The organism is Marinifilum sp. N1E240, assembly GCF_009295825.1.
In the GTDB taxonomy this organism is placed as follows: domain Bacteria; phylum Bacteroidota; class Bacteroidia; order Bacteroidales; family Marinifilaceae; genus Marinifilum_A; species Marinifilum_A sediminis.
Genome location: NZ_WHKF01000009.1, coordinates 22,045 through 42,748, shown reverse-complemented (window position 1 = coordinate 42,748; position 20,704 = coordinate 22,045). Strand labels below are relative to the sequence as shown.

At 34.0% G+C, this 20,704-nt stretch carries 15 protein-coding genes; 3 read left to right on the top strand and 12 right to left on the bottom strand.

The features are described 5' to 3' along the window. On the bottom strand, nucleotides 1-3,663 hold the full coding sequence (locus tag GCQ56_RS17235) for a HAMP domain-containing sensor histidine kinase (protein WP_152735783.1): 3,663 nt from the start codon (nucleotides 3,661-3,663) through the stop codon (nucleotides 1-3). Between the two features lie 82 nt (nucleotides 3,664-3,745). After that, complete coding sequence (rlmH, locus tag GCQ56_RS17230) at nucleotides 3,746-4,219, bottom strand: 23S rRNA (pseudouridine(1915)-N(3))-methyltransferase RlmH (protein WP_152735782.1); 474 nt, start codon at nucleotides 4,217-4,219, stop codon at nucleotides 3,746-3,748. 227 nt (nucleotides 4,220-4,446) lie between these two features. On the opposite strand from rlmH, the gene GCQ56_RS17225 reads away from it, so the two are divergent. Beyond that, a complete protein-coding gene (locus GCQ56_RS17225) occupies nucleotides 4,447-4,845 on the top strand; it encodes a DUF4783 domain-containing protein (RefSeq protein WP_152735781.1) in 399 nt (132 codons plus the stop codon). A 130-nt stretch (nucleotides 4,846-4,975) separates the two neighbouring features. On the opposite strand, the gene GCQ56_RS17220 is transcribed toward GCQ56_RS17225, so the two are convergent. From GCQ56_RS17220 to GCQ56_RS17180, 10 genes are all read right to left on the bottom strand, one after another. Further along, the gene (locus GCQ56_RS17220) at nucleotides 4,976-6,481 is read right to left on the bottom strand and encodes a glutamine synthetase family protein (protein ID WP_152735780.1); all 1,506 of its coding nucleotides are present in this window, start codon (nucleotides 6,479-6,481) and stop codon (nucleotides 4,976-4,978) included. Between the two features lie 512 nt (nucleotides 6,482-6,993). Next, on the bottom strand, nucleotides 6,994-7,749 hold the full coding sequence (locus GCQ56_RS17215) for a DUF6515 family protein (RefSeq protein WP_152735779.1): 756 nt from the start codon (nucleotides 7,747-7,749) through the stop codon (nucleotides 6,994-6,996). A gap of 225 nt (nucleotides 7,750-7,974) precedes the next feature. Further along, a complete protein-coding gene (locus GCQ56_RS17210; RefSeq protein WP_152735778.1) occupies nucleotides 7,975-9,312 on the bottom strand; it encodes an NAD(P)/FAD-dependent oxidoreductase in 1,338 nt (445 codons plus the stop codon). Nucleotides 9,313-9,489: 177 nt separating this feature from the next. Beyond that, on the bottom strand, nucleotides 9,490-9,666 hold the full coding sequence (locus tag GCQ56_RS20330) for a hypothetical protein (RefSeq protein ID WP_193323825.1): 177 nt from the start codon (nucleotides 9,664-9,666) through the stop codon (nucleotides 9,490-9,492). 342 nt (nucleotides 9,667-10,008) lie between these two features. Beyond that, a complete protein-coding gene (locus GCQ56_RS17205) occupies nucleotides 10,009-12,333 on the bottom strand; it encodes a family 20 glycosylhydrolase (RefSeq protein WP_152735777.1) in 2,325 nt (774 codons plus the stop codon). 170 nt (nucleotides 12,334-12,503) lie between these two features. Next, nucleotides 12,504-13,028 carry a hypothetical protein gene (locus GCQ56_RS17200; protein WP_152735776.1) on the bottom strand — a complete coding sequence of 175 codons (525 nt, stop codon included), beginning with the start codon at nucleotides 13,026-13,028 and terminating at the stop codon, nucleotides 12,504-12,506. A gap of 172 nt (nucleotides 13,029-13,200) precedes the next feature. Then, nucleotides 13,201-14,049, bottom strand: coding sequence for an SDR family oxidoreductase (locus tag GCQ56_RS17195; protein ID WP_152735775.1), 849 nt, complete (start codon nucleotides 14,047-14,049; stop codon nucleotides 13,201-13,203). A gap of 78 nt (nucleotides 14,050-14,127) precedes the next feature. Next, entirely contained in the window at nucleotides 14,128-14,709 is a 582-nt protein-coding gene (locus tag GCQ56_RS17190) for a Crp/Fnr family transcriptional regulator (RefSeq protein ID WP_152735774.1), read from the bottom strand. A 147-nt stretch (nucleotides 14,710-14,856) separates the two neighbouring features. Continuing rightward, a complete protein-coding gene (locus GCQ56_RS17185) occupies nucleotides 14,857-15,207 on the bottom strand; it encodes a RidA family protein (RefSeq protein WP_152735773.1) in 351 nt (116 codons plus the stop codon). 151 nt (nucleotides 15,208-15,358) lie between these two features. Next, entirely contained in the window at nucleotides 15,359-17,980 is a 2,622-nt protein-coding gene (locus GCQ56_RS17180; RefSeq protein ID WP_152735772.1) for a valine--tRNA ligase, read from the bottom strand. 394 nt (nucleotides 17,981-18,374) lie between these two features. Between GCQ56_RS17180 and GCQ56_RS17175 the strand changes: the two genes are divergently transcribed. Together GCQ56_RS17175 and GCQ56_RS17170 are read left to right on the top strand one after the other, a co-directional pair. Then, nucleotides 18,375-19,574 carry a pyridoxal phosphate-dependent aminotransferase gene (locus tag GCQ56_RS17175; protein WP_152735771.1) on the top strand — a complete coding sequence of 400 codons (1,200 nt, stop codon included), beginning with the start codon at nucleotides 18,375-18,377 and terminating at the stop codon, nucleotides 19,572-19,574. A gap of 187 nt (nucleotides 19,575-19,761) precedes the next feature. Next, entirely contained in the window at nucleotides 19,762-20,631 is an 870-nt protein-coding gene (locus tag GCQ56_RS17170) for an Omp28-related outer membrane protein (protein WP_152735770.1), read from the top strand. The last annotated feature ends 73 nt before the right edge of the window (nucleotides 20,632-20,704 follow it).

Genomic DNA, 20,704 nt, shown 5'->3' with positions numbered 1-20,704 from the left:
TTACAATTTATATTTAGGAATTTTCACAAAAAAGCATGAACCAACATTCTCTTCAGATTCAACCCAAATTTTGCCTTTGGCGTTTTCTACAATATTTTTTACGATAGCCAAGCCAAGTCCCATTCCACCCGATTTAGTGGTGAAATTAGGATAAAATAATTTCTCTTTAACCTCACTCTTAATTCCAAGCCCATTATCAATAACAGAAGCCTGATAGTATTCTTTCTGCTCCTCTATTTCAATAACAATCTGCCCTTCTCTATCATCCGGAATAGATTGGATGGCATTGTTTATTAAATTCACAAAAACACGTACAAACTGCTCTCTATCAACAAACACATCAGCATTTTCTATATCATTTAATTGCAATTTCAAATCAAAACTATCATTTCTAAACAATGATATCACATGCTGAAGTATATCTATTAAATTCAATTGTTCGTTTTTAGCAGTCGGCATTTTCGCAAAATTAGAAAAGGCTGTTGCAATTGATGAAAGTGCATTGATTTGCTCGATTAATGTTTTGCTAACCTGTTTTAAATGCTCTTCTCTATTCTCAGATTTCTCTTCGAACCTCTTTTGCATAAATTGTATGCTAAGTTTCATTGGCGTAAGAGGATTCTTAATTTCATGAGCAATTTGTCGGGCCATTTCTCTCCATGCAGATTCCCGTTCAGAACGCGCCAAAAGCTCTGCACTTTCTTCCAATTCGGTCAACATTTGATTGTACTCATTTACCAAATTTCCAATTTCGTCATCCTTAGTGTATTCAATTTTATCACCATAGGAACCAAAACGAGTTGCTTTTAATTTATTTTGGATCATTCTTAATGGGTAAGTAATTTTATTAGATATGAATACCGATAAAAATATGGCAAATAAAATCATGAAGACATGAAGATTCACACCTGCTAAAACCAAGTTAAACATTTCCTTTTCTAGATCCTGACTTTTTAGAAAATAGGGAAGATTTACAAAAGCTATCAATTCATTATCTTCATTTACAATGGATTCATATGCTGATAAATATGACATACTTCCAATTTCCTCGTGATGAATAAATTTGGTTTTTTCCTGAAAAAAAAGCTGAAAATAAGCAGCAAAATTCATCTTAGTATTTTGCAAATTCTTCTCAAATATTTCAGGACGAGATGAAGTTATCAACCTTCCAGAAGGATCATAAAGATGAATGTCTGCATAAATCAAAGAAGATAATCGTTGTAATCTATCTGATAAGAAATCAACATTTATATCATTATTTAAACTCAGGATAACTTCCCGCTTAACAAGCTCAAGCTTATCCTGCAATTTCTGATTATTCAGCTCCTTTGAGCGCTCGATAGTATAATATACAGTTCCACCGCCCAATAACAAGAAAAATATCATCAACAAGCCTACTATAGAATATTGAATTCTATATTTAAAGCTCATATTAAATTTAAACCTCCAAGGATACTTCTCAAATAACCAAATGATAAGACCAAATAAATAAAATAGTACAAAAAGATATGGAATGGTAATCGCCTTATTATACCAGGTTATTGCCTGATAACTCACAACAACAATATTGTTCTCAAATTTATAGACCAAATGATCGTATCCATCCAATTCTAATCTGTAGGTATTGTCTTTTTTCCCATCGAAAACCTTACTGTTCATATAGTAAGTAAAAGCACCCGATGATGTAATTAATTTGCCATCACTGTATTTTGCAAATGAATATTCTGTATTTCGTTTTCGAAGAGCCACTTTTTCGTCAAGCAGCAAATCTGGATATCCCAAGCCTTCGTCTCCAACTTTAGAATCCAATCGGATATAAATTTTAACAGACTCATTCCTCAATGATTTAGAAGTGATAACACCAAGATAAGAAACCATTCCGTCGAATTCATTCAAATAATAGAAATTGGTATTTGGAATGGACTCACCAGATTTAAGAATCATTTCCTGGAAAAAATCAAAACAGTTTCGAATTTCATTATCTGGTTCTATATTCAAATCATCACTGTCGTTACAAATTGTGACTTGCAAATGATACTGCTCCCAAAATCCTGAAAAATATTTATTTTGAATATGCTTCATGATCTGCATCTCGTTCCTAAATGGTCGATTACAAAGCATTCTTAGCTCAATATCAATATCCATTTTACTTTGCATATCAACCAACAGGTTTTCAGAGGTAGGATCGTATTCGGTTGATAAATTCATGGCTGCAACCAACCTATTTTGCACCTCCTTTTTCTCCGAAAAAACATTAATCTGATTATTAATTGCTATGGAAACCAGCAACAATAATAAAATGAAAAACGAATATTTTCCATTTTTATCCTCCCGGTAGGCAACAAATCCGGTAAAAAGCAATAAGACAACGGGGAAAAGAAAAAAGATGACACCCTTATTCTCCGCTTCGAAAAAATAAGAAATGATACCTGCTGGAACAGATATTAGAAATAAATAAGCAAAATACTTATTTCTGCTCCATTGGTGTTTTGCCATTTCTCCTATCAAATATGCAAAATGCCCTAATGAATACAACAGTAAAATAAGTGTTACAAAGCCTGTAAAAACGTATATTCCTTTATCCTGGAACACAAACATCTGCAAACTAAAACTGGAATCAACTACTAGACTGCCAATTTGTTTTACACTCCAACAATACAAAATCCAAAACAACAAAACATGACATATAATATAAATCAAACACCAATGTTGTTTTAATCCTTTGCTTATATTATTCTTTAACGAATAAGCAGAATAAGTGTAAACAAAGGCATACAAGAATAGAACATTAATCACAAAATCGCCTAATGATGGAAAAAAGAACGAGCTGGCAAAATGAAGAGGAGAAAATAATTCAAGTTCGGAAAGCACACTTGGAAAACTCCAAAGCAACATGAAATAGCGCGATAAAAATAACACAATACCATAAACTGCAAGAGTTGTAAATCCAAGCTTAACATTTCGAATATCACGAATCAAAACACTTAAGAAAATTAACAATACACAGAAAAATGCAGCAAATAAAGCTCCTATTTTATTATTAACCTTTTCGGGTTCAAAACCAAAATCTCCTTTCGTTAACGAAAACAAATACTTTCCAGAATTATCAAAAATTGGCTCACCACTCTCCTTGTCTAATGAAATAGAATACTTTGCTGGTGTTTTAAACTCCTCATCGAAACTATTTCTTAGAAATTTATTTTGGTATGGATAGATTTTTTTAAGTAAAAGTAATCCATAAAGATCAATGGAATCCTGTTTGTTCTTTTGCACGAAGTACCATCCATTGGGCATACGAACCACAGGTGAACTTATGCTTTTTAGAGTAAAATGTCGTGGAAGAATAAAGGAATTATCACTCCAAAAAACCAAACTATCTTGTTTCATTCCAAGAAGAACGAAACCATCCTTTTTAAGATCCTTCTCAAATTCCGAAAAATTCTCATATTTACTTAAACTACCTCCTCCTCCTATTCCATTTTGAAGTTCACGCAGGTCTTTTTTAAGTAAGAGTTCTTTCTTCTTAAATACTTGCTGTATACGCTCTGCCGATAGTTTTAGGCTATCCTGTCGATTAAATAAGTATGTTGTTGAAATGGCTAGAAATAAAAATACCAGCGCAGAAAATCCTAATAAATATTTGAGAAGTTTATTTTTTTTCAATTGAGAGAGTTTTTGAAATTCCTGATATGATTTACAAATTTCATGCTAAACACTCACAAATTAGCATAATTCATTCAAATCATCAAACATGATGATAAGGTTCTCCTTTTATGATTGTCATTGCACGATACAACTGTTCAATAAAAATCATTCTAATCATTTGATGAGAATAGGTCATTTTCGATAAGGAAATCTTCCCCTGAGCTTTTTTATAGACCTCATCAGAGAAACCATAAGGTCCTCCAATTACAAAAACCAGATTCTTTATTCCACCTATCATTTTTTGCTCAACATACTTCGAAAAACCTACCGAAGAAAATTCTTTTCCATTTTCGTCCAATAAAATTAAGGTATCAGAAGATTTTATTTTATCTAATATTAATTCTCCCTCCTTTTGTTTTTGCTGATTTTCAGATAAGTTTTTTGTATTCTTCAAATCAGGAATTATTTTCAATTCGAAAGGAAGATAATGCACCAATCTTTTTTGATATTCCTCTATCCCTTTCTTAACAAAATCCTTATCAGTCTTACCAATAACAAGAAGTGTAATTTTCATTTCTATCTAATTTTACTATTTTTAATTACAAGATCAACACAAACACTTATGATCAGATAATAAGCCATCACCTATCCGTATCAAATAAAAGTACAATCAAAATGAGAATCATAATAATGAATAACTCTCACACATTCAGGTTGGCGATGAGATTTTTTTTATCTTGCGATATGTTTTTCGCACAGAATTTGTGTAAAGGTAAATGATATTGGATTAAAACTATTCAGATGAGAATTATTAAATACATATTTATTGGGATTCTTATATTAGGCAATTTGTCTAATGCTTTATCTCAGAATCAAAATGATTTACCAAGAGAGTTGATATCTGCATTTAAGCAGGGCAATAGCAATCAACTTGCTAATTTCTTTGGCGACAGAGTTGCATTATCTATTCAGGATAAGGAAGCGAGCTATAGTAAATCGCAGGCAAAACAGATCATGGCGAAATTCTTTAGAGAATTTCCTCCTACAGGATTTAACAGAAAGCATACTGGTGGAAAACCTGGAGCCAGATATGTTACGGGAGATCTGCAAACCAGAAAAGGAAAATTTAGAGTTAGTTTTCTACTTAAAAATCAAAATGGAAAATTCATTGTTCATCAATTGAATATCGAAAAAGATTAAAATTACAGACTCCAATTTTTTGGGGTCTTTTTTTATACTAATTTGTTTTATTAAAATGTATTCCATATAAAAAAAGCCCTGTAAATAATTACAGGACCTTCAAAGTATAACTAATATCTAATCTAAATTCTTACATACAATGGATGTACTTGTCTACAATCTCCATTATCTTATCTACTTTTCCTAGAATACGGTCGTTCAAGCCATTGTCTTCATACTTTTTAAGATTCTTCACAATAGCATTAACTGTTCCTTCAGGGAAGATTCCATTCTTTTCGAAAATTTCACGCTTCTCTACAAGAGAGTCTGCACTTTCCCAACAACATGTTGGTAATTGCTTCAATTGATCTAACTTCTCCTTATAATCTGCAGCAAAAATATCAACATCTGCATACAACTCTTCAGCCATCTCAAGACTTCCTTGCATTTCCAAACCATGTTGACATGAAACAATTAAACCTGCCATTAGCAAATAGATATCTGCAGATCCATCTGGCACTCTAAATTCAAATGTTTGTTTACTTGAGAAATCTCTTGGATCAGCAGCTTGTTGTGGATTAACATCCTTAATCATATCCGATGCTCCAACCCATCCCAGAGGTACACGAACCAATACAGAACGGTTACGATCTCCCCAACATACGTAAGTTGGTGCTTCCTGGTGAGGAACCAAACGTAAATATGAAGTAGGAATAGTATTTCCAAAAGCAGTTAATGCACCTGAAAGATCCATGATTCCAGCAATCATTTTCTTAGCTGTATCACCTAATTTTCCATTCTCAATACAGATGTTTTTACCATCTTTCTCAACCAACATGTGAATATGAAGACCACTACCAGCCTTACCAACAGTAATTTTTGGAGCCCAACTTACCAAAGCACCTTCACGATTAGCAAGCATTCTTACGATCCACTTTGCAATAATCAATTGCTCAACTGCCTCTTCAGGATCAACAGGCAAGAATTCAATCTCGTGCTGTTCGTAACCATCATCTCCGGTAGTAAAACTTCCAACTTCAGAGTGACCGTATTTAATTTTACCACCACATTGTGCAATCAAAACCATAGCTTCTTTTCTTAAAGCTTCCCATTTTGTAAATGGTTGCGAGCTATGATATCCTTTCTGATCTACATCAGGATACAATGTGTGGTTTTCACTTTTAATATAGTATTCCAACTCACCCATAGCTTTGAATTTTAGTCCAGTTGCGTTGGTGAAAGAGTTGTTAGCTTTCTTTAAAATATACTCTGGTGCACTTTCAAGAGGTTTTCCTTCTGCAGTGTAGAATGAACAAAGAATATCCAAACTTGGAGTTTCTGAGAATGGGTTCACAAATGCAGTTTTAAATCTTGGAATAACATACAAGTCGCTCGATCCTGCACCTATAAATGAGAATAAACTCGATCCATCTACTCTTTCTCCTGTTGATAATATACTATCAAGGTGATCAGCACCTGTAATAATAAAATTCAAGGTCTTTAATTTACCATCTTCAGCTACATATCGAAAGTTGATCATTTCAATATTGTTCTCAACAATATACTTAATCAAATCTTCCTTTGTAAACTCGCAACTTGGCTTCTGTAAATATTTAACTAGCTTGTTCGGATCCAATAAATAATTTTCACTTGTCATGATATCCCTATTTATAATGTTTGTTGTAATTTTTAGTTCTCTGAGGATAAAATAGCCGAGATTAAAGCGGATTTCCAAAAAGTAAGTAACATTTAGATTCAAGCTATCAAAATCGCCGAAAAATCATTAATATCAGACACTTACACGAATAATACCGTACTTTTAGAAACTAAAAAAAGCTGTTTTGCAACAGCTTTCCGAAAACGTTTTCAAGTGTAAAATTTAAAGATTTTCACAACACCCCCAAATTAAGAATAGTATCGAAATTAAAAAGTATTGTTTTTCTAATCTTACCATCTAAAATGGAGGAGTATGATCTATAAAGAAAAAATTACTTTTCAAAAGTACCCCATTTTAACCCAACCTATCCTCAAAACGTCATTTTTCTATCTCAAGGGGTGTATTTTTGATTTTTTTAAAGAGATTTTTTACTCATTTTAGAACCACACCCCTCATTTTTGAATCCATTACATTATTTTCATTTTTAATACTGTTAAGTTTTATTGTTTTTTTTAAAATCTAAATGATAAATGTATCCCCGAAGGTGCAGAAACTAGCCTAAACCCTTTTCTGTGTCTCACAAAACACTGTTTTCCATTCGAATAGTAAACATTCCCATGATGAGTAATTCTGTGACAATTGTCCGGGATATTAGAAAAATAGATTGAACTAGGAGGATCAACCACTACAAATCCTATTTCTGGATAAAATCGATAATAAAAACCATCTGAAAAATAGAAATCTCCATGTCTGTGTCGAATCACAACTGGTTCACAGGCAAATCTTACAACAACATCACCATATCTTGAATGATGATAACAATTGTGACCGTAATCATTGTAATAATGACGATACTTATGATGTGGATAAACATGCTTGTAATGATGCTTATGATTGTGCTTATAATGGTACCCGTGATGATGTTTGCTATAATGCTTACTGGAATAATGTCCATTATTATAGGAATCATGGTTTTTATGATGCTTGTTATAATGCTTTGATTGAGAGTGCCTGTAATGACTAGATTTGTTCTTTTTTCCTCTGTATGAATGATCATGAGAATGTCGTTTTCTATCAGAATAATTACTCTTATTGTGCTTATCCTTATGATTGTTTTCTCTTAATCGCTTTGTTTTATTACGCTCTTCGTATCGATATTTATTGTCATCATTCGATCTTCTTTGCGCACTAACTGTATAACTCGATGCTATTATTGCTGATCCCAGTACTATACCGGTTATCATCTTATAAAATGCGGATTTTCTCATGGCGTTAACTTTTAAATGTGAAAAGCCAATGTGTTCTTGCAGAACAAGAGTAAAACAGATACAATGTAAATGTTTAAGGCTAAATTTAGTGCCATCCTCTGGTAGGGATGAATCTTGTAAAGTAGTTTACCGGTTTACTTTAACGAAGAAGTTGCAAAGCTTGTGCCAAAAACAAAAAAGCATCAAATCCTCTCGAATTCAATGCTTTTCACACTTGTATATTTTCTAATTTAAATTGATTGTAGTTGATTTCTTATGCTTTTTGCTAGCTCTATCGGTAAAACTTCTTTTTTTGGGTCGAATCAATACTCGTAATGACTGATCGGAAGTAAAATAATTCCAAACCCAGTTGATTAAAATAAAGAATCGGTTTTTCACACCAACAATTGCCATTAAATGAACGAACAACCAAAGTACCCAAGCAATAAATCCTTGCATTTTCATTCCAGGTAAATCTGCAACGGCTAAATTTTTCCCAATTGTAGCTAATGATCCTCTATCCATATAATGAAAAGGCTTCATCTTTTCACCTGACACTATTTTTTTAAGATTTTTAGCCAAATTTCCAGCTTGCTGTAAGCCAACCTGTGCAACCTGTGGATGTCCATTCTGAAAATCACCTTCCTGTTGAAATGCTAAATCACCTATTGCATACACATTTTTGAATCCAGCAATCTTATTAAATAAGTCTACACGAAGTCTTCCTCCTCTTGTTGCTGCAATTTCGGATATACCCCTTATTGGACGAGCTATAACTCCTGCTGCCCACACCAGAGTATAGGAAAAGAATTCCTCATTATCCGCCAAACTAATTTTTAATCCATCATAATCGGCAACTCTTGCTTCTGTCTTTACAATTACGCCTAATTTCTCCAAATAAGCTTTTGCTTTAGTCGATGCCTTGTCCGACATACCATTCAATAATCGATCCGATGCCTCAAAGAGGTAAACATTCATCAAGCTAAAATCCAATTCGGGATAATCTTTTGGTAAGATTTCACTTTTCATTTCAGCCAAAGCTCCAGCTAACTCAACACCAGTTGGACCTCCTCCCACCAATACAATATTCATGTAATTTGCTGCCTTTTGGGGATCCGATTCGTTTAAAGCTTTTTCGTAGTTTCTTAAAATTGAATTCCTTAAGAATATTGCCTCAGAAACCGACTTCATTGGAATTGCAAATTCCTCAATATTCTTATTCCCAAAATAATTTGTATCAACACCAGTTGCCAAAACCAAATGATCGTACTTTAACTTTCCTAATGTTGTATAAATCTCCTGAGTATTGGGATTCACTTCTAACAGATCTGCCATTCTGAAATGAACATTGCTACGCTTCTGAAAAATTTTTCGCAAGGGAAATGCTATTGAACTTGGCTCAAGCCCCGAAGTTGCCACCTGATAAAATAAGGGTTGAAACTGATGAAAATTATTTTTATCAATCACCACCACCTGATATTTTGTTTTGGCCAATTGTCTTGCCAATTTTAATCCGGCAAAACCACCTCCAATAATTACTATTCTTGTTTTCCCATTTTCGGGTATGTGTTTTATGGTATCCATTTCTGTATTTGTAATAAGTAAATCATTAGATATAAGACTAAATCCTATTTATTCAGATTTAAGACTCTTTTATCTTTTACAAATTAAAGAATTATTTCTTTAATATTCTAATACACTTGAAATTTCAACCGATTGCGAGGGAAAATTTATTCTAAGAGCAATAAAATTCCAGTTCATTTACCAAATCAGGAACCAATTTTTAACCAATGGAAGGTTTAAACCAATGAATGGATAACTAATTAAAGTCAATTTTATCGTGAGACCTGGCAAGTGCACCATCACTTCTCCCATTGGAATGCTTATATCTACAAATGGTTTTCTCAGATCAGAAAAATGGATGGTGAGACCTTCCATCTGCAATGCATTTATTAACATGTAGCTTGCAGATATCAATATATACGCTGCATTTACTTAGTCTTATCATGCAGATGACAGGTCTGACGGTGCGGTTATCAAGACTGACGGTGCAGATATTAACAATGAGCTTGCTGATGGCAGGTCTGACGATGCAGATGGCAGGTCTTACGGTGCACTTATTAACAATGAGGGCTACTTTAACAGGTCTCACAAGAACATTGGCAGGTCTCTCGAGTACATCGATAGAAATAAATGGTATCTATTCAATAAATAAAAAACGGGTTACAAAATGAACTTGCAACCCGCTTTACTATTTTTAACCTGTATATCTATATACCATTAATGATATAAAACAGAGGGATCAATCTCTTTAAAAGTTTTATTGTTATCAAGCATTTTAAGTTGCAGAGTTCCACCTCCACCTCCTTCAATATAATCTAAGTCCAAAAGATGAAAGCCTTTAGCTAAAGCAATTTGACCGGTTTTTAGTTTAGGAGCATGCATTCCATCATTATCTATAACAAGCTTTCCTCCAATTCTTAACACACCTGCATCATCGCATAGTAAAGAAAAAGTATATACATCATCCTTTTCTATTTTCAAGTAGGTTCTATACTTTAATGCAAAACTAGTTTTTCTATTCTTAGCTGCCTCGGGCAAATCTATCCCAGGTAATAGGTATTTACCTTTTTCAATATCTTTAACACCAATATCAGATACACCACCCCAACTATTTCCTTCAAAATAAATACATTCTACTCCTGGTTTAGCAGAATCTAGTTCAACCGGTACGAATGGCTTTTGCTTATTAAAATTAGCTGTAAGCACATCCCCACCAATTCCTGCTTTACTAAAAGGTCTAGCTGCAAAGCTTGTGGTTTCATTAATTGCGATTGCACCAACATACAATTGAGAATTTTTAGTTGGCTTTGTTCCATCCAAAGTATATCTTATTTCCTGATTTTCGATCTGAGATGTTAATTGGATTGTATCAGTACTTATAAATACCTGCGAATCATAGAGCCCCCCAATATCAGGAATTCGATAATTTACACCCATAATATCCAATCGATCAAAATGAGACCCCATTCTATTAAAAAAACCATCCCAATTCTTCTCATCTTTTGGTGTCCACAAAGTTTCTGAAAGGGCAATAATTCTAGGCATTGCCATATAATCAGCTCTTGCTTCTGAAGGAATATATTCGGTCCATATATTTCCCTGTCCTCCTAATATATGACTTGCTTCCTCTTCAGTTAATCCTTCTGGGACTGGTTCAAAACTGTATAAATGTTCCAAAGTTCCTTTGTCTTGTTGATGATCGAAATAGCAATGAGTAGTTGGTGACATGATCACATCATTTCCTTGCTGTACTGCTTTATTTGGAACATCAGGAATCCATCCTCTCCAATACATCATTGTAGCACTTTCGCTCATTCCTCCTTCAAGAATTTCATCCCAACCAATCATTTTTTTACCCTTAGAATTAATGAACTTTTCGATACGATGAACAAAATAGCTTTGCAATTCATGCTCATCAGAGAGTTTTTCACTCTTGATTTTAGCCTGGCACTTCTTACATTTTTTCCAGTTGGTTTTCTCAACCTCATCTGCACCAATATGCACATACGGAGATGGAAACAGTTCCATAACTTCAGTCAAGATATCTTCAACCAATTGGTAAGCTTTTTCGTTCCCTGCACAAAGTGGAGAAGAGAATGTATGCCCCCAATCTGGTTTTCCAAAACAGGAAACATCCGAATAATTATCAATAGCAGCTTTAAAATGTCCTGGCATATCAATTTCAGGTACAACCATGATATTGCGAGCAGTGGCATAAGCCACAATCTCTTTTATATCCTCCTGTGTATAAAATCCGCCATAAAGTTTCTTTCCATTGATCTCTTGATAAAATTCAGGAGTAATCTCAAAATCTGGATTTTCCTTTGCACGTTTCATGCATTCCTTATCGTGATTGTTTGCTTCACGAAAAGCGCCATTAGCTGTTAATTCAGGATATTTCTTAATTTCTATTCTCCAACCCTGATCATCGGTTAAATGCCAATGAAACCTATTCATCTTATACAATGCCATATAATCAAGAAAACGCTTAATGTATTCTTTCGAAAAGAAATGACGAGATACATCGAAATGCATCCCACGCCATGCAAATCTTGGCTCATCTTTAATTAAAACATTAGGGATAATCCAATTGGTAATACTTGAATTCTTTAATTCAATCTCTTTTGGTAGTAGCTGTCTAATACTTTGTGTTCCTATAAATACACCTCTTTTAGAACTTCCGCTAAGTTTTATTTTATCAGAATTTACCTCAAGAATATAAGCTTCAGGATTTTCACTAACTTTTCTATCGATCATCAACTCAATCACATTTCCATCTTGAACCTTATCTGTAATTTCAAGAGGATAACCCGTTGCATTTCTTAACTGAGAGAGAAAAACCTTAGTTTGTTCGTTTATCTCCTCATTATTTTCTGATATCCAAACAGATGTGTTTGCATCAATCTGAAAACCACCAGTATGGATTTGCAATTCGACTGGTGCAGGAATTATTGATACTGGATAAGTCTTAGATTCTTTCTGATTACAAGCTGAAATAATAAGAAAGAGAGCACAGGTAAGAATTATGAAATGGTTTTTCATTACTTTAATTTATAGGTTTCAGGTATATAAATAAAAACTAGGATTTTATTCTTAACGAACATAAATGTAAGTAATTTCTAACACCCTTGAAACTGCTACGAATTCAGATAAAAAAATCCGAAATGCAAACCAGTTACATATCGGATATTTACTTTATGAATTTATTTCCTCTATCTCTCTCTTCTGACAGAAAACCCCATTATTAGTTTAATCAAAAATACTGCTGGTAACCAAATTAATAATTGAACGGGAGGAAACACAACATAGAAGATGATCAAACCAATACAAATAACAGATGCTGCATTAATTTCTTGCTGTTTCATAGCCTTTGTATAATTAACAAAAAGTCCGGCAACAATTGTATAAGCCAAAAGACCTACACAATACCATAAATTCCCTATTGATAGAATTAATAACCCAATATGAATCATATGCTCAAAATAGAACATCACTCTTTTCTTCGGTTTATTTTTATACCACAATTGGGTCGACAATGTAAAATTGCCTATCGCTCCTGCAAAAATATCGAACAACATTAGCAAAAATATTATTGTCTTCCATATAGGTAATTGTGATAACTCAGACCAATTTACAAACCCAATTGCTCCCATTAATAGAAAAGTAATTCCTAAAATTGTTAACACATCTTTTTTTGTAGGATTTTCACCTAAAAATTCTCTTATAAAAGCATTCATTTTTTATTGTTTTAATGATGGATAAATCAACAGTACAATTCCTGAAATTTCTCTTTATCAATTCGTACTGATCTTTGTTCTAAGACTTAAGCAAAAGTACATTGCAGATTTTGCAATACTCTTGACTTTGGTTAAGAACGATCTGCCTTCGCCAATCTTTTTTATTCTACTACTAACATGATTTATTGAAGAAGTCTTTCAAATGTCGTCTTCCATACTTAGGAGCACTCATTTGTATCCCCATTGTTGTGAGGAAAAATTCAAATGGACCATATGTTTTTGAGGAAGTAAAAACTCTTAAAAACGAAATTACAAATCTTCTAATCCAGTCTGGCAAATGAGAAATCTTACCCTTCTTATTTAATGCATTAAAAGCTAATTCTGCTATTTCCTTATGAGAGAATAAATCGGGACCACCTACATTAATTTCTTTTTGGGTGCTTTCAATTGCGTCAAGACAAACTCTTGCCAAATCTTCCCCATGAATTGGGTTCAATTTAAGTGTACCATCTCCAAATAAATAAATTGTCCCCTTTTCAGCCATTTTTAAAAAATCACCCATGTCAGAGAAAAACCCATTGGGACGGATGATACAATAATCTAAGTCTGATACCTTAAGACAATCTGTAAATTTCTCTTTTGCTTCGCATATTTTTAAATTTCGAAGCTTCTCTCCATTAAAAACAGAAACATATATGAATTTTTTAACACCATTTCTTTTGGCTTCTTCCAAGAGATTTACGTTAGCCTGATAGTCAACATCCATATAGGTTAGACCATCTTTTTGCCTTGTAATACCAACTGTACTTATTACAATGTCAACACTATTACAAATACTAGCCAGTGTTTGTGATTTTGTGATTTCTGCTTCAACAACCTCAAACATTCGCTCATCGAAACAAGCTTTTTGTTTGTTTCGAACAATTAATCGCCCACAATAGCCATTATCCAATAATAAACTCGCGATGTATCTGCCAAGGTATCCTGTTGCCCCAGCTAATAAAACTCTCTTTGGTTTCATGTCGATATATTTTGTTTTATCTCTATTACAAAACTAATAACGACAATTTTTAATTCTCTTGACTTTGGTTAAGAACGATCAGCGGGAAGTTTTCGCAATTCTTTTTCTTATTCTACTAAGTGATTCTGGGGATATACCTAGGTATGAAGCGATATATTGTTGATGAACTCTTTGAAATAGATCCATATTAGATTCTAACAATTCAAGGTATCTTTCTTCTGGCGATTTTGAGATAAAAGATTCAACAATCCTATTACTGGTAATTAGTTCATCTATTAATGCCAAACGTTCAATCATCTCAAAATTCGAGAACTTTTTAACAATCTCCACATTAATTGATTTATGAAATATCACGACCGTGGTGTCTTCTAGCGCCTGAAAATTTTCTTTAGCAGGTGTATTCTTCAAAAAACTTTCATTGGCACAAAGAAACTTTCCTTCTGTATAGAAAAATGCTGTCTTTTCTTTTCCATCCACATTATAAAAAAGTCGAACGCAACCTTCCAATACAAAATAGATGGATTGTGAGATTTCCCCTTCATTAGAAATCATTTCATTCTTAGAATAGCTTTTTATTGGAAAATTCTTTCTTGCAAATTCTACTTCCTCCTTGTTAAGAGATGCATACTGACTAATTAATGCCACAAATTTCTCAAACATACAGCTAGCTTATTTATTTGATGTCATTTCATTCTTAACTGCAAGATAAGAATTGCATTTTCAATAATCCAAAGCTCTATAATTACTGCATAAAAAATCCAGGTCTCAAAATGAAACCTGGATTCATATAGAATTTTAAACCTTCTCTTATCTCTTAGCAGCTACAACCGACATTTCTACCAATAATTCAGGACGAGCCATACGAGCTTCAACACAAGCTCGTGCTGGTTGATATCCATCAACTACCCACGCATCCCAAACTTCATTCATAGCTGCGAAATCTTTCATGTCGCGAACATAGATAGTTACAGAAAGGATGTGTTTTTTATCCGACCCTGCTTTTTCTAATAGTTCTTCTACTTTCTCTAATGTTGTAACGGTTTGCTCCTTAATATCTGTATTAGCATCTTTTGCAGTTTGTCCACACAAATAAATAGTATCCCCGTGTTCTACAATACGACTCATTCTTGGAGTCGAATCCATTCTTTTGATTGTCATTTTGGTAAATGTTTAAGTTATTTTGTGCGACGAAGATAAGAAATATCAGTGAACAGAAAGCACTCATCAGATATCAGTAATTAATTCCCAATAAATAAAATGCCGTTCCAAATAATTGAAACGGCATTAATATATAAAAGTTAATCTCTTCTTACTTCATACTGGCAATACGATCTTCTAAAACCTTAATTTTAGCTTCAGCATCAGCCATTTTCTTTTTCTCAATCTCGATTACTTTTGCAGGAGCATTGTTTACAAAACGCTCGTTGCTCATTTTCTTCTGAACTGATTTAAGGAAACCTTGAGTATATTTCAACTCATCTTCCATCTTCTTGATTTCTTCTTCAACGTTAACCAAATCGCCAAGAGGAATGAAATACTCAATTGCATTTACAATGAACGACATTGCACCAGCCATTTCGCCATTTGCAGTTGAGATCTCTTTCAGGTTACACATTTTAGCCACAACACAATCGAAAGAAGCATCGTAATTATCTCCTTTCGCTTTGTAGTTCATTTCTAAAACTTCCTTAAAGGCAATATTCTTCTGCTTACGGATGTTACGAACGGCTACAATCACTTCTTTAACCTGCTCAAACTTCGCTAACAAATCATCATCATAAGAATCTGGTTTAGGCATAACTGAAACCATAATGCTATCCTCATCGGTACGGTCGGCAAGTAACTGCCAAATTTCCTCTGTTAAGAATGGCATGAATGGGTGCAATAATTGCATCAACTTCTCGAAAAGAGCAACCGTTGAATCGAAAGTTTTCTTATCGATTGGCTGCTGATAAGCTGGCTTCACCATTTCTAAATACCATGATGAGAATTCATCGCGGAATAAAGTATAAACAGTCATTAAAGCCTCGCTGATACGATATTGCTTGAACTGCTCATCCAGTTGCTCCATTGTGCTGTTCAAACGAGCATGGAATACTTCAGTTGCAATTCGTGCATATTCTGGTTGCTCGATATCGGCAACTTCCCAACCTTTCACCAAACGGAAAGCATTCCAAATCTTAGTTGTAAAGTTACGTCCCTGCTCAGGTAAGTTCTCGTTGAAAAGCAAGTCTCCACCAGCTGGCGAACACAATAACATACCTACACGAACACCATCAGCACCATATTTTGCAATTAGATCTAATGGATCTGGCGAGTTTCCTAATGACTTAGACATCTTACGTCCTATTTCATCACGAACAATACCAGTCAAATAAACGTTAGAAAATGGTTTTTCACCTCTGTATTCATATCCTGCAATTACCATACGAGCAATCCAGAAGAATAGAATATCTGGTCCTGAAACCAAATCGTTAGTTGGGTAATAGTATTTGATCTCCTCATTTTCAGGATTACGAATACCATCAAATACAGAAAGAGGCCACAACCATGAAGAGAACCATGTATCTAATACATCCTCATCCTGACGTAAATCTTCTGCTTTATATGATTTTCCTGTTTTAGCCGTAGCTGCAACAAGAGCTTCTTCAATAGTTTTAGCAACTACATAACCACCTTCTGGCAAGTAATAAACAGGAATACGCTGTCCCCACCATAATTGACGAGAAATACACCAATCTTTTACATTTTCCATCCAATGACGGTAAGTGTTCTTGAACTTAGCCGGGTGCAACTGAATATCGTCATTCATTACGTGCTCCAAAGCTGGCTCAGCCAATTCCTTCATATTTAGGAACCACTGCATACTCAACTTCGGCTCAATAACAGCATCAGTACGTTCAGAGAAACCAACTTTGTTCACATAGTCTTCAATCTTAACCAAGTTTCCTGCTTTCTCAAGATCTGGAAGAATCAAGTCACGAACTTCGAAACGATCTTTACCAATATAAAGCTGTGCAGCTTCACTCATGGTACCATTATCGTTGAAAATATCGATCGACTCAAGATTATGACGATCACCAATTTCGTAGTCATGAATATCGTGAGCAGGAGTTATTTTTAACGCTCCCGTACCAAACTCCATATCTACGTACTCATCCTCAATAATAGGAATAGAACGATTTACCAAAGGTACGATACAACGCTTGCCTCTTAAGTGAGCAAAACGCTCATCTTTTGGGTTGATACAAACTGCAGTATCACCAAGAATAGTTTCAGGACGAGTTGTTGCAATAGTAATGTACTCCTCAGTACCTTCAACCTGATATCTTAAATAATAAAGTTTCGATTGTAATTCTTTATGGATTACCTCCTCATCAGAAACAGCTGTCTGTGCAGATGGATCCCAGTTTACCATACGAACACCACGATAGATTTTATCCTTATTATACAGATCGATAAATACATCGATTACTGAATCGTAAAGAGATTCATCCATGGTAAAAGCAGTACGTTCCCAATCACATGAAGCACCTAATTTCTTAAGCTGCTCCAAAATAATACCACCGTGCTTCTCTTTCCATTCCCAGGCATGTTCCATAAACTCATCGCGAGTAATGTCCTCCTTAGAAATACCTTCTTCTCTAAGTTTGTTTACAACCTTAGCTTCTGTCGCAATTGATGCATGATCGGTTCCTGGTACCCAACAGACATTCTTTCCCTGCAATCTGGCTCTGCGGACCAATACATCTTGAATTGTATTGTTTAGCATATGCCCCATGTGTAACACACCGGTGACGTTTGGTGGCGGAATTACAATTGTATACGCCTCTCTCTCGTCTGGTACTGAGTGGAAGAATCCTTTATCCATCCAATACTTATACCACTTGTCCTCCGATTCTGCAGGATTGTACTTAGTTGGGATTTCCATTTGTTTAACTATATTTTATTAATTCTATATTTTCAAAAAAATTTGGCTCAAAATTAAGAAATTCTGTGGGATATTACTTCACTGAATGACAATAAAATGAGTGAATAAATAAATATCAGACTGGAATAGTTTCATACTTGGAAATAAAAGACTGCGACTTCCTAAAAGTCAGATTTTTAAAGCGATGTTGAAAAGCATGAAAAATCATTTTTTTTACCTAGTTTTTTATATACTTTTGGCAGAATCGAGTTTCTAAGTACTTAATGTATTTACAAGTACTTAAAGTTATAAATTGAAATGATTTTATCTTCCGATATAACTCTAAGTATTCTAGGCACTTTAAGTATTCTAGGCACTTTATTTTTATTAAACCAAAAACTTAAACACACAACAAATGCCACAAATTTCAGACAAAGGAAGATTGATGCCTGAGTCACCAATTCGTAAGTTGGTTCCTTATGCAGAAGGCGCAAAAGCTAAAGGCAGAACTGTTTATCACTTGAACATCGGTCAGCCAGATATTAAAACTCCTGAGGTTGCAATGGATGCAATCAGAAACTGTACTGAGAAAGTAATTGAATATTCTCACTCAGCGGGTAATATTTCTTATCGTAAGAAATTGGCAAAAATGTACCAAAATATTGGTATTGATGTTAATGAGAATGAAATGTTGATTACCACTGGAGGTTCTGAAGCAATTACTTTTGCTTTAATGACTTGTTTAAATCCTGGTGATGAAGTTTTAATTCCAGAGCCATTCTATGCCAACTACAATGGTTTTGCTATTGCTGCTGGTGTTAAAGTTGTGCCAATTACATCAAATATCGAAAACGATTTTGCCTTACCTGCAATTGAAGAGTTTGAAAAATTGATGACTCCTAAGACAAAGGCTATTGTTATTTGTAATCCTAACAACCCAACAGGTTACTTGTACTCTAAAGAGGAATTGAATCAATTACGCGAATTGGTTATCAAGCATGACTTATTCTTGTTCTCTGATGAAGTTTATCGTGAATTCTGTTATGGTGGAGAAGAGCATTTCTCAGCAATGAATCTGGAAGGTATTGAGCAGAATGTTGTAATGATGGATTCTGTGTCGAAACGTTACTCTGAATGTGGTGTGCGTATTGGTGCTATGATTACCAAAAACAAAGAGGTAATTGACACTGCAATGAAATTTGCTCAAGCTCGTTTATGTCCTCCTGCTTTTGGACAAATTGCTGCTGAAGCATCATTAGATACTCCAAAAGAATATTTCGACGAAGTTTACGATGAATATATCGCTCGTCGTGATTTTATGGTAGAAGCTTTAAATAAAATGGAAGGTGTTTATTGTCCTCTTCCAAAGGGAGCTTTTTACACTGTTGTAAAACTTCCAATTGACGATGCAGATAAATTTGCACAGTGGATTTTGGAAGAATTCGAACACAACAACCAAACTGTAATGGTTGCTCCTGCTACAGGATTCTATGCAACTGCAGGTTTAGGTAAAAACGAAGTTCGTATTGCTTACGTATTAAAGAAAGAAGATTTGGCTAACGCAATGGAAACTTTGGATGCTGCTTTAAAAGTATATCCTGGCAGAACATTGTAATTAATACAAAATATTATATCATTAAACGACTCCAAATATTGGGGTCGTTTTTTTATGCAGATTAACCAAATAGTAAGTTCCGCTGATTTTATCCACAAAAAATCCCAATAATTTGTCTTCTAAAGTTTTGTTCTTATTTTTAAGACAAAGAGAATTAATTTATTATTAATTAACACTAATCAATCACATGAAAAATTTTAAACAATGGTTTCTGCCAGCCATTCTAATTTTAGGACTTTTTACAAGTTCTTGTAGTAGCAGTAGCGATGATGACTCAATTACTCCAGATCCGGATCCTACACCATCCATTTCCAGAACAAATACGAATGTGACATTAAGCACCGAAGTAGCTCCCTCAGCCTTCACAACAAAAATACTTCTAGAAGATTACACAGGAACTTGGTGTGGTTATTGTCCGAGAGTTGCACATGCAATGGAAGATGCAGTTTATAAAAATAGTAATGTTATTGGAATTGGAATTCACGATGATAGTGATATGGGTTATACTCATGTAAAAAACATGCTTGAAAAATTTAATATTACAGGTTTTCCTACCGCAAAAGTAAATCGATTAAAAACATGGACTGAAAAATACAATGATCTTCAAAGCAATCTTTCTAAAGATATAGATTTGGGTATAGCCTTACTTACAGACATTGAAAATGAAATGGTAAAAGGTAAAATTCAAATTGGGTTTAGTGCTGACATTTCTAAAAGTGTTGATTACGTAATTTATCTCGTTGAAGATAAGGTTCTAGCTAATCAAGCCAATTATTATAATGATGAAGGTAATTCTCCATATTACCAAAAAGGAAATCCTATTATTGATTTCGAGCATGCTAATGTTCTTAGAAAATCGGCAACAGATGTATATGGAGATGTTATTCCTGAAGATTATACCAAAGCAGGTAAAATATGTGAAGCTGATTTTGAAATCAGTTTGGAAAATTACAAGAAAGAGAATTGTTACATTGTCGCTTTTGTAGTTGAAAAAGGTGGTAAGAATGTATTAAATGCTCAAATCGTTAAAATAGGTTCTAATCAAGCTTTTGACTAGAGTTTCTAGGTATAAATATACAAAAAGAGCTGTTTGAATGATCAAACAGCTCTTTTTTCTTATGATTCAATTC